At 69.8% G+C, this 12548-nt stretch carries 16 protein-coding genes; 8 read left to right on the top strand and 8 right to left on the bottom strand.

The window, feature by feature from the left end:
* Positions 1–38 precede the first annotated feature (38 nt).
* Together ACFXGJ_RS21355 and ACFXGJ_RS21350 are read right to left on the bottom strand one after the other, a co-directional pair.
* Positions 39–266, bottom strand: a complete 228-nt coding sequence (locus ACFXGJ_RS21355) for a DUF3107 domain-containing protein (RefSeq protein WP_378624420.1) — start codon at positions 264–266, stop codon at positions 39–41.
* Positions 267–369: 103 nt separating this feature from the next.
* Positions 370–1050 (bottom strand): ferritin-like fold-containing protein, encoded by a 681-nt coding sequence (locus ACFXGJ_RS21350; RefSeq protein WP_378624417.1) that lies wholly within the window; start codon positions 1048–1050, stop codon positions 370–372.
* 297 nt (positions 1051–1347) lie between these two features.
* On the opposite strand from ACFXGJ_RS21350, the gene ACFXGJ_RS21345 reads away from it, so the two are divergent.
* A complete protein-coding gene (locus tag ACFXGJ_RS21345) occupies positions 1348–2946 on the top strand; it encodes a DEAD/DEAH box helicase (protein WP_378624414.1) in 1599 nt (532 codons plus the stop codon).
* Positions 2947–2954: 8 nt separating this feature from the next.
* Positions 2955–4187, top strand: a complete 1233-nt coding sequence (locus tag ACFXGJ_RS21340; protein ID WP_378624411.1) for a hypothetical protein — start codon at positions 2955–2957, stop codon at positions 4185–4187.
* Between the two features lie 12 nt (positions 4188–4199).
* Here the strand turns inward: ACFXGJ_RS21340 and ACFXGJ_RS21335 are convergent, their stop codons facing one another.
* The gene (locus ACFXGJ_RS21335; RefSeq protein WP_378624409.1) at positions 4200–4991 is read right to left on the bottom strand and encodes a ParA family protein; all 792 of its coding nucleotides are present in this window, start codon (positions 4989–4991) and stop codon (positions 4200–4202) included.
* A gap of 71 nt (positions 4992–5062) precedes the next feature.
* On the opposite strand from ACFXGJ_RS21335, the gene ACFXGJ_RS21330 reads away from it, so the two are divergent.
* A complete protein-coding gene (locus ACFXGJ_RS21330) occupies positions 5063–5677 on the top strand; it encodes an acid phosphatase (protein ID WP_378624404.1) in 615 nt (204 codons plus the stop codon).
* Positions 5674–6147: a GNAT family N-acetyltransferase gene (locus ACFXGJ_RS21325; RefSeq protein ID WP_378624386.1), complete on the top strand. Its 474-nt coding sequence runs from the start codon at positions 5674–5676 to the stop codon at positions 6145–6147. Before ACFXGJ_RS21330 ends, ACFXGJ_RS21325 begins: the two co-directional genes overlap by 4 nt.
* Before the next feature lie 56 nt (positions 6148–6203).
* Here ACFXGJ_RS21325 and ACFXGJ_RS21320 read toward each other — a convergent pair whose 3' ends face one another.
* Together ACFXGJ_RS21320 and ACFXGJ_RS21315 are read right to left on the bottom strand one after the other, a co-directional pair.
* A complete protein-coding gene (locus ACFXGJ_RS21320; RefSeq protein ID WP_378624382.1) occupies positions 6204–6992 on the bottom strand; it encodes an SDR family NAD(P)-dependent oxidoreductase in 789 nt (262 codons plus the stop codon).
* A gap of 6 nt (positions 6993–6998) precedes the next feature.
* Positions 6999–7583 carry a cupin domain-containing protein gene (locus ACFXGJ_RS21315; RefSeq protein ID WP_378624379.1) on the bottom strand — a complete coding sequence of 195 codons (585 nt, stop codon included), beginning with the start codon at positions 7581–7583 and terminating at the stop codon, positions 6999–7001.
* 110 nt (positions 7584–7693) lie between these two features.
* Here ACFXGJ_RS21315 and ACFXGJ_RS21310 point away from each other — a divergent pair, with 110 nt between their 5' ends.
* A complete protein-coding gene (locus ACFXGJ_RS21310; RefSeq protein WP_378624376.1) occupies positions 7694–8584 on the top strand; it encodes a LysR substrate-binding domain-containing protein in 891 nt (296 codons plus the stop codon).
* Here the strand turns inward: ACFXGJ_RS21310 and ACFXGJ_RS21305 are convergent.
* Positions 8581–9006, bottom strand: a complete 426-nt coding sequence (locus tag ACFXGJ_RS21305) for a hypothetical protein (protein WP_378624373.1) — start codon at positions 9004–9006, stop codon at positions 8581–8583. The two genes, ACFXGJ_RS21310 and ACFXGJ_RS21305, sit on opposite strands and share 4 nt — an antisense overlap.
* A gap of 45 nt (positions 9007–9051) precedes the next feature.
* Between ACFXGJ_RS21305 and ACFXGJ_RS21300 the strand changes: the two genes are divergently transcribed.
* Together ACFXGJ_RS21300 and ACFXGJ_RS21295 are read left to right on the top strand one after the other, a co-directional pair.
* The gene (locus ACFXGJ_RS21300; RefSeq protein WP_378624369.1) at positions 9052–10008 is read left to right on the top strand and encodes a diacylglycerol/lipid kinase family protein; all 957 of its coding nucleotides are present in this window, start codon (positions 9052–9054) and stop codon (positions 10006–10008) included.
* A gap of 259 nt (positions 10009–10267) precedes the next feature.
* Positions 10268–10522: a WhiB family transcriptional regulator gene (locus tag ACFXGJ_RS21295; RefSeq protein ID WP_378624367.1), complete on the top strand. Its 255-nt coding sequence runs from the start codon at positions 10268–10270 to the stop codon at positions 10520–10522.
* Between the two features lie 67 nt (positions 10523–10589).
* Here the strand turns inward: ACFXGJ_RS21295 and ACFXGJ_RS21290 are convergent, their stop codons facing one another.
* Both ACFXGJ_RS21290 and ACFXGJ_RS21285 read right to left on the bottom strand, forming a co-directional pair.
* Positions 10590–12101, bottom strand: coding sequence for a sensor histidine kinase (locus tag ACFXGJ_RS21290; RefSeq protein ID WP_378624365.1), 1512 nt, complete (start codon positions 12099–12101; stop codon positions 10590–10592).
* Positions 12102–12118: 17 nt separating this feature from the next.
* Positions 12119–12334 carry a biotin/lipoyl-binding carrier protein gene (locus tag ACFXGJ_RS21285; protein WP_142102373.1) on the bottom strand — a complete coding sequence of 72 codons (216 nt, stop codon included), beginning with the start codon at positions 12332–12334 and terminating at the stop codon, positions 12119–12121.
* A 94-nt stretch (positions 12335–12428) separates the two neighbouring features.
* Between ACFXGJ_RS21285 and ACFXGJ_RS21280 the strand changes: the two genes are divergently transcribed.
* Complete coding sequence (locus tag ACFXGJ_RS21280) at positions 12429–12503, top strand: 50S ribosomal protein bL37 (protein WP_115967926.1); 75 nt, start codon at positions 12429–12431, stop codon at positions 12501–12503.
* Positions 12504–12548: the final 45 nt, after the last annotated feature.

Below are 12548 nucleotides of genomic sequence, written 5' to 3'. Positions count from 1 at the left end.
GATCGAGATCCGCGCCCCATTGTCGTGTCTGCTGCCTGTCAGCTCGCGAAGCCGACCTTGCGGGTGTCCGAGGGCCCGATCTCGACGTAGGCCACCTTGGCCGCCTGGATCAGGAACTTGCGGCCCTTGTCGTCGATGAGGGCGAGGACTCCGGCCGAGTCGCCGCTGAATGCGCTGGCGACGAGCGCCTCGACCTCCTCCGGGGTCTGCGTGCTGTTCACGATCAGCTCGCGCGGGCTGTCAGAAACGCCGATCTTGACCTCCACGGCCAACCTCCGAAATCTCGTGCCGTCACTACCGATGCCCAAGGCTAGTGCAGCCGACTGCCGCGCTGCCGTCATCCTCGATGTGCTGAGAGCGAACAGCCGCTCAGACGAGACCGAGGACCGCCATCCGCTCCGCGTGCCGCTGCTGCATGCGGTCGAAGAGCGCCGCGATGCTGTTGAGATCGCCGTTGGCGGTGATCACGAGCTCCGTCAGCGCCTCACGCTGAGCCATCACGAACTGCGCCTGGGTGATCGCCTCGCCGAGCAGCCGGCGGCCCCACAGCATCAGCCGGTCCTTGTCCTTCTTGCTCGCCGCGACGGCCGCGCTGACCTCGTGGACCACGAATTCCGAGTGCCCGGTCTCGGCCAGGACCTCGCGCACCACCGCCGCGACCGACGGGTCGAGCGAGTCGGCGATCTCCAGGTAGAAGTCGGCGGCGATACCGTCGCCCACGTGCGCCTTGACCAGCGACTCGAGCCACGTCGAGGGCCGGGTGGAGGCGTGGTAGTCGTCGAGCGGCTGCACGAACGGCGCCATCGCGGCGTAGACCTCCTGACCGCGGTCGGTCAGCGCCGCGTGGAGCGTCTCGAAATGGCTCATCTCCGCGGCCGCCATGCTGGCCAGCGCGACCTTCCCGGGCAGCGACGGGGCCATCTGCGCATCCTCGGCGAGGCGGTAGAAGGCCGAGATCTCGCCGTACGCCAGGACGGCGAACAACTCGCCAACACCGGGGTGATCGGCGGCGATTGCAGGGGTCAGGGAATCCGCGGAATTGGCTGCCATGCGGCTAGCCTAGACCGCACCGTCGCCGCGACGCCGACGTGACATTTCCCATGCGCCTACCTGCGAACACGGCCGCGCAAGCTACCATTGACGCGGGGAGTCGCCCGTTGCCCGAGCAAACGGGTACACAATCTTGGCGCGGCGCCCCACAGATAATGTGCGCGCACCTGATTCGAGGTCCCTTCCCGCGCCGCGTCGAGGTCACCACGATCTCCACGCCGGGCAGCAGGAAGCGCGACTCACGGACGAGGGCACCGACATCGGCCGACACCCGGCCTGGCCCCAGCTCGTGCGCGCGTGCCAACGAGGAAGGCCAGAGCACTGAGCAAGATCACGATCGACCATGAAGACGACGCGAGCGAGACCACACTGTCCGCCCAGCTCGACGAGACCCACACCGCACCGACCTTCGCCGAACTCGGCGTCCGCGACGAGATCGTCCGCGCCCTCGCGGAGATCGGCATCGACCGCACCTTCGCGATCCAGGAACTGACCCTGCCGTTGGCCCTGGCCGGCGACGACCTGATCGGTCAGGCCCGCACGGGCATGGGCAAGACCTTCGGTTTCGGCGTCCCGCTGCTGCACCGGATCGCCACCGACGACTCGGGCACGACGCCGCTCGACGGCACCCCGCGGGCCCTGGTGATCGTCCCCACCCGCGAGCTGTGCATCCAGGTGACCGAGGACCTGGTCAACGCCGGCAAGAACCTGAAGGCGGGCAACCGCAAGCTCGAGGTGCTCTCCATCTACGGTGGCCGCCCCTACGAGACGCAGATCGAGGCGCTCCAGAAGGGCGTCGACGTCGTGGTCGGTACCCCCGGTCGACTGCTCGACCTCGCCAAGCAGGGCCACCTGATCCTCGGCAAGGTCGGCGTCCTCGTCCTCGACGAGGCCGACGAGATGCTCGACCTGGGCTTCCTGCCCGACATCGAGCGCATCCTCGGCATGGTCCCCGACAAGCGCCAGACGATGCTGTTCTCGGCCACCATGCCGGGCCCGATCATCACCCTCGCTCGGACATTCCTGACCAAGCCGACGCACATCCGCGCCGAGGAGCCCGAGTCCTCCGCGGTGCACGACCGCACCACCCAGCACATCTACCGTGCGCACGCACTCGACAAGGCCGAGATGGTCTCCCGGGTACTGCAGGCCGACGGCCGCGGCGCGACGATGATCTTCACCCGCACCAAGCGAACCGCCCAGAAGGTCGCGGACGAGTTGAACGAGCGCGGCTTCACGGTCGGCGCCGTGCACGGGGACCTCGGTCAGATCGCGCGGGAGAAGGCGCTCAAGGCGTTCCGCACCGGCAAGGTCGACGTCCTGGTGGCGACCGACGTCGCCGCCCGCGGTATCGACATCGACGACGTCACGCACGTCATCAACTACCAGTGCCCTGAGGACGAGAAGACCTACGTGCACCGCATCGGCCGCACCGGTCGCGCCGGCCGCACCGGCATCGCGATCACCCTCGTCGACTGGGATGACATCCCGCGGTGGCAGCTGATCGACAAGGCTCTCGGCCTGGGCATCCCCGAGCCGGTCGAGACCTACTCGAGCTCGGACCACCTCTACACCGAGCTGAACATCCCGACGGACGCCAAGGGCACCATCCGGCGACCGAAGGCCGAACGGCCCCAGGAGAATTCGGCTGGCGAGCGCGGGGCCGAGACCGGCGACGCCGACAAGGCCGAGCGGCCGCGGCGGACCCGCACCCGCAAGCGCACCCGCGGCGGCCACGCGGGTGAGGCCCCCGCGGCCTCGACCGTGGGCGCCGACGCGTCGGCCGCGGAGTCCACCGCACCGTCCGCGGAGGGCGCACCCGCGCGGCGCCGTCGCCGCCGTCGCAAGCCCGCCGCCGCGGGCGCGTCGGCCGCCGTCGCCTCCCCCGCGGAGTAAACGGCCGCATGGTCGCACCCGAGCGGCGCACCCGCGTCGACGTCGTCGTCGCCTGCGCCATCGCGGTGCTCCTGCTCGTCGCCGCCGGCCTCGTCTGGCTGCGCAGCGACGCGCGGGGCACCGTCTCGGTCACCGCGGAGCACCCCGCCTCGCCCGCCGAGACGGCGCTGTCCGTCCCGGCGACGCTGTCCGAGGCATGGCGTGCCCCGAGCCAGGAGACCGCGGTCCCGCTGGTCGCGGGCGGCGCCGCCGTCACCGCGGACGGCGGGACCGTGCTCGGGCGCGACCCGGCCACGGGCACCGAACTGTGGCGCTACCAGCGCGACATGCCGCTGTGCGGCGCGATCGGTGCCTGGCACACCGTCGTGGCGGTCTATCGTGACCGGCTCGGGTGCGGTCAGGTCACCCAACTCGACGGCTCGTCGGGCACACGTCAGGCACAGCGCAACAGCGACGCCGACAACTCGGTGACCCTGTCCGAGGACGGCACCTACCTGACCTCCCGCGGATCGGAGCGACTCGAGGTGTGGCGCTCGGACCTGGTGCGCACCCTCGAGTTCGGGCGGGTGGACGCACCGGTGAATCCGGGCGCCCAGGCCCGCTCCGGCTGCACCCTGCTCTCCTCCGCGTCCAGCAGCAGCCGGCTCGCGGTGCTCGAGCGGTGCCCCGGCGAGTCCGCGGACCGGGTCAGCATCCTCAACCCGTCCCCCAAGGACAATTCGAAGCCCGAGGAGTACGGCTCGACCCTGCTCGACGACGCCGGGCAGGACGTCACCGGCGCGGCGGTGCTCGCCGTCTCCGGCGACCGCACCGCGGTGTTCGTGCCGGCCGGCGTCGGCGGCGGCGCCCGGATCGCCGTCTACGACGGCTCCGGATCGCTCGTGACACAGTTCCCGGTCAGCGGCGACGTCTCCCCCACCGCCCGGGTGGTGCGGTCCGGCTCGATCTTCTCGTGGTGGACCGGATCGCGTGTGATCAGCCTCCGCGCAACCGATTTCACGCCCGGCTGGACGGTCGAGGGCGCGCTGGGACCCGGCACCACGATGGCCGGTCAGTTCCTGGTCCCGGTGGACGGCGCAGTCGCGGTCGTCGATCCGACCACCGGCACCGAGACCGGCCGGGTCCCGGTGGACCGGACCGGCCCGGCCCCCACCGCACTGGGCGGTCAGCCGATCACCAGCGCCGCACTCGGCTCGATCCTGCTCGAGCAGCGTGGCGACGAACTTGTCGGCCTGCGCTGACCGCCGGCCGGCCTAGCCCGCGGTGAACGTCTTCAGGTCTGCGCCCGAATCCCAATGCGCCACCAGGTTTTCCGCGAGCTCACGGTAGGCCTGCCCACCCTTGCTCCGCCGGCCCGCGAGCACCGTCGCGCCCGAGGCACTCGCCTCGGCGAACCGCACCGTACGGGGGATCGCCGGCGCGAGCACCGGCAGGTCGTACCGGTCGGCGACATCCGAGAGCACGTCCCGGCTGTGCGTGGTGCGCGCGTCGTAGAGGGTCGGCAGCGCGCCGAGCAGACGCAGGTCCGGGTTGGTGATCTGCTGGACCTCGCCGACCGTGCGCAGCAACTGTCCGACGCCGCGGTGCGCGAGCGTCTCGCACTGCAGCGGCACCAGCACGGCGTTCGCGGCGGTGAGCCCGTTGAGCGTGAGCACGCCGAGAGACGGCGGGCAGTCGATCAACACGACGTCGAAGTCGTTGTCGAGGGTGGCGAGGGCGCGCTTGAGGCTGAACTCGCGGCCGGGCCGCATCAGCAGCACGGCCTCGGCGCCCGCCAGGTCGATGGTCGCGGGCACCAGCGAGATGCCCTCGTCGGTCTCGAGGATCACCTCCCGCATGGAGACCTGGCCGGTCAGCACCTCGTGCACCGAGGACTCCAGCCGATCCGGATTGTGTCCCAACGAGAACGTCAGGCAGCCTTGCGGATCCAGGTCCACCACCAGCACCTTGCGACCGAGTCCGGCGAGCGCGGCCGCCAGTGAGGCCACGGTCGTGGTCTTGGCGACCCCACCCTTTTGATTCGCCACAGCGAGCACAGTTGTCACGGCAGTGATCTTTGCCTACTTCGGCCGACATGGCGAGTGTTGACGCCGCCGCAGCCTGCCATGATGGAACGGTGACCACCGCCGAAGCCCGCATCGTGCTGCTGCGGCACGGCGAGACCGAGTGGGCGCGCACCGGCAGGCACACCAGCCACACCGACGTGCCGCTGACCGCCAACGGCGAGCAGCAGGCCCGGGCGGCCGGCGCGCGGATCGCCGCGCTCGGCCTGCGCGATCCGATGGCGCTGACCAGCCCCCTCGTGCGCGGTGCCCGCACGGCCGAGCTGGCAGGACTGAACGCGATGCCGTGGGACGCCCTGGTCGAGTGGGACTACGGCGACTACGAGGGGCTGACCACCCCCGAGATCCGCGAGAGCGTTCCCGGTTGGACGGTGTTCACCCATCCCTGCCCCGGCGGCGAGAAGGCGGAGTCCGTGCAGGCCCGCGCGGACATGGTGCTCGCGATCGCCGCCTCGTGCCTGGACGAGCGCGACGTGGCCCTGGTCGGGCACGGCCACTTCTCGCGGGCCCTGCTGGCCCGCTGGGCGGGTCTGCCGGTGCTGGAGGGCCGGCGGTTCGCCGCCTCCCCCGGCAGCCTGTCCGTGCTCGGCTTCGAACACGGCACGCATCAGATCGTCTCGCTCAACATCGAGTCGCAGTCGCCGAACGAAGAGAGGAATGTCTCATGATCCGACGGGTCACCCCCGAGGACGTCCCCGCGGTCACCGCCCTCGTGTACGAACTCGCCGAGTACGAGAAGGCGCGCCACGAGTGCACGGTGACCGAGTCGCAGTTGACGGCGGCGCTGTTCGGCGAGCACCCGTCGGTGTTCGGTCACGTCGCCGTGCAGGACGGCGCGGTGGTCGGCACGGCCCTGTGGTTCCGGAACTTCTCGACCTGGGACGGAGTGCACGGGATCTACCTCGAGGACCTGTACGTCAAGCCGGAGTTCCGCGGCGGCGGCCACGGGAAGGCGCTGCTCGCCGCGCTGGCCCGCGAGTGCACCTCGCAGGGGTACTCGCGACTGAGCTGGTCGGTGCTCGACTGGAATGCGCCGTCGATCGCGTTCTACGAGTCGCTCGACGCGAAGGCCCAGGACGAGTGGACCACCTACAGGCTCTCCGGTGACGCGCTGGCCCGCCTCGCCGGGCAGAGCTAGTCGGTCTGGACGCACCGCGCGGGGGTGCACGAACTCGGCGCACCCCCGCGCGTGCACTACGTGAGCACCGCACCCCCGTCGACGTGCAGGGTCTGCCCGGTGACGTTCACGGCATCCTCCGACAGTAGGTACGCCACGGCGCCGGCGACGTCACCCACGGTCTGCGCACGTTTGAGCGGGATCAACTGCTCGACCATCGTGTCGAAGATCCGCTCTCCGGGCACGCCACGGAGGGCCGGATCGTTCTCGGCGAGCCACTCGGCCGACTGCTTCCACATGTCGGTCCAGATCAGGCCGGGCAGAACCGCATTGACACGGACCGTCGGCGCAAGCGCCCTGGCCAGGGACTGCGTCATCGCGAGCACGGCGGCCTTCGACGAACCGTACGCGGTGAGCAGTTCGTTGCCGTTGCGTGCGGCGATGGACGAGAAGTTGACCACGGATCCCGCCCGACGGCGCTCGGCGAGGTGCCCGGCAAACGCCTGGATCGCGAAGAACGTTCCGCGGACGTTGACCGCGTAGGTCCGGTCCCAGTCGTCCACCTCGAGTGCGTCGTAGGGCCGGAATCCGCCGAGGCCCGCCACGTTGACCAACGCGCTCAGGTCCTCGTGCGACTCGAAGGCCGTTCCCACCGCCGCCTCGAGCGCGTCCACGTCGCGGATGTCCACGACGTGGCACGTGACGGGTACCTGCCGGGCCGAGACCGCTGCCGCCGTCTCGGCCAGCCGCGACTCGTCGATGTCGAGCAGCACCAGTCCGCGGCCCTGGGCGGCGAGCCGCTCCGCCACCCCGCGGCCCAGACCACCGCCCGCACCGGTGATCAGCACCGAACCCTGATCGGCCATGGCGCGCTACCGACCCGTACGGGCGGGCAGGTGGCCGACGGCGTCGTTCGCGGCCGCCAGGTCGTACAGGAGGTCGTGCGTGATCACGCCCGCCACGCTGCCGTCCTCGTTGTAGCCGACGATCGGACCGTGGAAGACGCCGAACATCAGCGACTCGATCTCCTGCTTGGGCAGGTGCACGATCCCGGCGGGCTCGTAGATGTAGTGGTTGGGGCCGATGGACTCGGCCTCGCCCTCGTAGGCCCAGCGACCGAAGATGTTGTAGGCCTCGGCGGCCCCGCAGTGCAGGTGCAGCGGCGCCTGCGCGTTCTCCGCCACGTACAGCAGGATCGAGGCCGCACCGGTCGTCTCGTTGATATTGAGCAGCTTGAAGGACGTGCCCGGCATCGGGAACGGGGTCCACGCGATCGAGTCGCAGTCGACGACTCGCGACGCCAGACTCGGCGTCGGATTCGTCACCGGCGACATCGCCCGCGCAAAGACCGCGCCCACAGGCGCATTGGCCTCGGGGTCGATCTCTGGGCCGGCGAGCTGCGGCCGAACGGGGTCGACGACGTGCGCATCGGTGCGACGGTTGGTGGTGATCGACATCAGGTTTCCTCCTGTGATTGGCGACACAGGAATGCTCTGCCGTGGTGCACATCACGTCCATGACCTATTCTCGCGAGATCGTTAGACGAATATCTAAGGAACCGGGCCTGATGGACCTGAACTTTCGGCTCGTGCGCTACTTCGTGACTGTGGTCGACACCGGCACCTTCACGAAAGCCGCTGAGCTGCTGCACATTGCGACTCCTTCGCTGAGCCAGCAGATCCGCAAGCTCGAGGAGAGCCTCGGCGTCGTCCTGCTGGAGCGGGACCGGCACGGGGCCCGGCCCACCGAGGCCGGGCGGGAGTTCCTGGAGGACAGTCGACGGGTCCTGGCGGCCGCCGACGCGGCGCTGGGAACCGCCCGCCGCCACCGGCGCGGATCGGCCGGGGTGCTGCGCGTCGGATTCCTGGCGGGTGGCGCGGGCGAGCTGACGAGACCGATCGTCGACGAGTTCCATCGCACGGCACCGGAGATCGATCTCGAACTGACCCAGCTCGCCTGGGGCAGCGAGGTGCCGTCCCTCACCTCCGGGCAGGTCGACGTGGTCATCGCCCGGCCTCCCCTCGACGCGGACTCGCGGCTTCGCCGGATCGTGTTGTTCCAGGAACCGCGGGTCCTGCTGATGTCGCGCCAACACCCGTTGGCCCGCCGCCGGCGGCTGCGAATCTCGGATCTGACGGGTGTGATTCAAGTCGACACGCAGGAGGGGACGGCCGCGTGGCGCAGGTGGTGGTCCATCGATCCACGACCCGACGGCACTAGCCCCACCTACGGGCCGATGGTGCACAGCATCGAGGAACTCGTCCAGGTGGTCGCGACCAGCGACGCGGTCGCCATCACCGGTGCGAGCGTCGCGAAGCTGTTTCGCCGGGCAGACGTCGCGTCGCGGCCGCTCGTCGACGCCGAACCGTCGACCGTCGAGCTCGCGTTCCTCGACGGCCCGGTCTCGAAAACGACGCTGCAGTTCATTTCCGTGGCGACCGGACTGACCGCCGGCTAGCTCTCGCCCGGCGCCTGGTCTCCGTACTCCTGCGCCATCCACCGCGACGTCGGCGCACTGAAGAGCAGCACCAGCGCGGGCACCACGACCACGCCGAACGCGATTCCGAGCAGGAGTTGGTGCGAGTCGGTCAGCAGCGACCACACGAACGGCAGCATCAGCAGCTGTGCGACGACGGCGATCGCGCGTCCCCAGCGTTTGCCCACGAACAACGCGATTCCGGCCGCCAGCACCGCGCCACCGAGAATCACCAGCCAGCCGGCCGTGCCGTATCCGCTGGCCGTGCTCTGGTCCTCGCCGAGGAGGGCGCGGATCACCAGCACCACCGCGACCACGAGTGCGACGACGCCCTCCAGGCCTACGAGCGCTCCCGCGACTCGGACTGTGGTGGGCGGGGCGGACGACGTGGAAGGCTCGGACACGGCGCCAGCCTATAGAACGGCGCGACCCGGCTAGGCTGATGCCCCGTGCGCGCGCTGCTGATCGTCAACCCCAATGCCACCTCCACCACCCCCGCGGCCCGCGACCTCCTCGCGCACGCACTGTCGAGCCAGGTGCAGGTTCGGGTGGTGCAGACCACCCATCGCGGTCACGCCGCCGAACTCGCCCGTCGCGCCGCGCTCGAGGGCGTCGGGCTGATCATCGTGCACGGCGGCGACGGCACGGTGAACGAGATCGTCAACGGCCTGCTCGGCGCCCCCGAACCCGGATCCATGCGAGCGGTCACCATCGGTCCGATCCCGCCCGTCGCCGTGGTGCCCGGCGGCTCGGCGAACGTGTTCGCCCGATCCCTGGGCATCAGTCAGGATCCGGTGGTCGCGACCAACCAGCTGATCGAACTGCTCGAACTGCGCGAGCGTCGCAGCGTGGGACTCGGTCACTGCGACGGCCGCTGGTTCACCTTCAACGCCGGCCTCGGACTCGACGCGCAGGTGTGCGAGGCCATCGACGCGAGCCGCAGCAACGGCCACGCCGCGACGCCCGCCCGCTACGTGCGAACGGCGATCCGCACCTTCTTCCGCAACAAGTCGCTCGAACCGGCGCTCACGGTCGAGGTTCCCGGCCACGATCCGGTCGACGGGGTGCACTACGCCTTCGTGTCCAACTCGAGCCCGTGGACGTATCTGGACGAGCGGCCCGTCCGGGTGAACCCGGAGACCTCGTTCGACAGCGGACTCGGGGTGTTCGCGATGAAGACGACGGCGGTCGCACCGAGCCTGCGCGTGGTCCGCCAGCTACTCACTCCCGGCTCACAACCCAAGTCGCGCAACCTTTTTCGAGTGGACGACGTGCCGAAGGTGCGCATCCGCTCGAGGGTCCCGATCGGCCTGCAGATGGACGGCGACTACATCGGCATGCGCAGCGACGTGGAGTTCGTGTCCGTACCCGGCGCACTGACCGTGATTGCCCCCAGCCGGGCCTGACGCTCCGCGTTCCACGGAGACAGTTCGGACGAAATTCTACGCCCCTAGTGCAAAATCGCCGCGAGCGGGGTACAAAGTAACGCAGACCACACCGTGGTGACCGCAAGAGTGAGTTACCCCACGGACGGGCCAATTTCTATTGACTTCCTGCGCGTTCGTGAAAGCATTCACAAGCAACAGCGCGGAAACAATCGACTGACCGCGCATGAATTACGCGATACGAGACGGTGCGAATCGCACCCGGTAAAGGAGCAGAAGGATGGACTGGCGCCACAAGGCAATCTGTCGGGACGAAGACCCGGAGTTGTTCTTCCCCGTGGGCAACAGCGGTCCGGCCATTGCGCAGATCGCGGACGCCAAGGTGGTGTGCAACCGTTGCCCCGTCACCGCCGACTGCCTGTCCTGGGCACTCGAGTCCGGCCAGGACGCAGGCGTGTGGGGCGGCATGAGCGAGGACGAGCGTCGCGCGCTCAAGCGTCGCAACGCGCGCACTCGCGCCCGCACCGCGGTCTAGTCACCGCCCAGCATACGAACGGGCCCGGCACCTTCAGGTGCCGGGCCTTTGTCGTCCGCGGAGACAGTCAGGGTCGCGGGGCGCGGCGGCCGAGGGGCACCCGCAATGCGGCGTCGGTGCCGCCGTCCGGACCCGGGTTCAGGCCCAGCGAGCCACCCAGTTCCGCGGAGACCAGCGTCCGCACGATCTGCAGACCCAGCCGGTCCGACCGCTCCAGGCTGAATCCGGGCGGCAGCCCGCGTCCGTCGTCGTGGATGACCACGTCCAGCCAGCGCGCCGAGCGCCGCGCCTGGAGGGTCACCGTGCCGGGCGCCCCCGGCTCGAAGGCGTGCTCGATGGCGTTCTGCACCAGTTCGGTGAGCACCATCACCAGCGGGGTCGCGCGCTCCGCGGGGAACACCCCGAGACTGCCCTCACGCCGGATCTGCACGGCGCTGTTGACCACCGCGACATCGGCCATGATCGGCACCAGCCGATCGACCAGCTCGTCGAGGTTGACCTCCTCGTCGACGGACATCGACAGGATGTCGTGCACCAGCGCGATGGAGGTGACCCGCCGCACCGATTCGCTCAGCGCCTGCCGGGCCTCGTCGTTGCCGGTGCGCCGCGCCTGCAGCCGCAGCAGCGCGGCCACGGTCTGCAGGTTGTTCTTCACCCGGTGGTGGATCTCCCGGATGGTCGCGTCCTTGCTGAGCAGCGCGCGGTCCCGACGCTTGACCTCGGTCACGTCCCGGATGAGGACCGCCGCACCGGAGGGCTGGCCGCCCGGACGCAACACCAGGGTGCGCACGAGGACGATCGCGCCACGCGCCTCGACCTCCATCCGCTTGCCTGCCTTGCCTGCGAGCGCGCTCCGGATGTCGTTCGCCACGTCCTGGGCGTCGAACGGGTCGGTCACGAGCGTCCTGGTCACCGAGGCGAGGTCGCGGCCCTTGAGTGTCGTCGTGGTCAGCCCCATCCGGTGATAGGCCGAGAGCGCGTTCGGGCTGGCGTAGACGACCGTGCCGTCCGAGTCGAGGCGGATGAATCCGTCCCCCGCGCGGGGGCTGGAGAGGATCTCGCTGTGCTCCTCCGGCGTGGGGAAGGTCCCCTCGCTGATCATCTGGCACAGGTCGCCCGCGCAGTCGAGATAGGCCACCTCGAGGGGGCTGGACTGGCGTTTCTGGGTGGGGTTGGTGTCCCGGCTGAGCACCGCGATCACCTCGCCGTTGCACCGGACCGGGATCGCCTCGCGCCGCACCGGGGTCCCGTCGACGGGCCGTTCGTCGGGCACGCGCACGATCCGCCACTCGGCCATGGCCTGGCGCACGTGCGGGTGCTCGACGTCCGAGGCGACCCAGCCGACCGCGTCCTCGGCGAAGGCGGTCGGCGCTGTGGTCGGCCGGCACTGGGCGACGCACACCAGGTCGCCGGGGCCGCCGATGTCGAGCCTGCCGACGTCCGCGCTCACCCACAGCAGCACGTCCGCGAACGACAGGTCCGCGAGCAGCTGCCACTCCCCGACCACCCGCTGCAGGTGGTCGACGGCGTCACCGGGCAGGTCGGTGTACTCGGCGAGCAGGTCGCTCAGTGTGGACATCGGTCAGCGCCGGCAGGTCAGGAGATGACGGCGATCAGGTCGCCCTGCTGGATGACGTCCCCGACGGTGACGCCGACCGAGGTCACCGTGCCGGGTACCTCGGCGAGGACCGGGATCTCCATCTTCATCGACTCCAGGATGACGAGGGTGTCACCCTCCTTGACCTCGTCGCCTTCGGCGACAATCACCTGGAAGACGGTGGAAACCATCTCGGCACGGACGTCTTCTGCCATCGAGCACCTCGCTTGTGTTGACCTGCCAATGGAAGTACAGCCAACCACACGTGGAAGAATGTCCCCGAGCGAGATCTGAGGGAAGGAGACAACCATGGGTAAGCGTGGTCGCAAGAAGCGCAGCCGCAAGGGCAACAAGGCCAACCACGGCAAGCGTCCGAACAGCTGACGCGCCGTAGGCGAAGCCTCACGAGGGCCGGGACACATCGTGTCC

Source organism: Rhodococcus sp. NPDC059234, from assembly GCF_042754225.1.
Taxonomy (GTDB): Bacteria; Actinomycetota; Actinomycetes; order Mycobacteriales; family Mycobacteriaceae; genus Rhodococcus_G.
This window is presented reverse-complemented; position numbering and strand designations above follow the sequence as displayed.

Coding starts and splice junctions, on each gene's coding strand:
- ACFXGJ_RS21315 (WP_378624379.1), bottom strand. CDS start 7,583: ATGTCGATCACCACCAACCGTCGCACCGATGCGCACGTCGTCGACCCC.
- ACFXGJ_RS21285 (WP_142102373.1), bottom strand. CDS start 12,334: ATGGCAGAAGACGTCCGTGCCGAGATGGTTTCCACCGTCTTCCAGGTG.
- ACFXGJ_RS21310 (WP_378624376.1), top strand. CDS start 7,694: ATGGACCTGAACTTTCGGCTCGTGCGCTACTTCGTGACTGTGGTCGAC.
- ACFXGJ_RS21320 (WP_378624382.1), bottom strand. CDS start 6,992: ATGGCCGATCAGGGTTCGGTGCTGATCACCGGTGCGGGCGGTGGTCTG.
- ACFXGJ_RS21295 (WP_378624367.1), top strand. CDS start 10,268: ATGGACTGGCGCCACAAGGCAATCTGTCGGGACGAAGACCCGGAGTTG.
- ACFXGJ_RS21350 (WP_378624417.1), bottom strand. CDS start 1,050: ATGGCAGCCAATTCCGCGGATTCCCTGACCCCTGCAATCGCCGCCGAT.
- ACFXGJ_RS21290 (WP_378624365.1), bottom strand. CDS start 12,101: ATGTCCACACTGAGCGACCTGCTCGCCGAGTACACCGACCTGCCCGGT.
- ACFXGJ_RS21340 (WP_378624411.1), top strand. CDS start 2,955: ATGGTCGCACCCGAGCGGCGCACCCGCGTCGACGTCGTCGTCGCCTGC.
- ACFXGJ_RS21325 (WP_378624386.1), top strand. CDS start 5,674: ATGATCCGACGGGTCACCCCCGAGGACGTCCCCGCGGTCACCGCCCTC.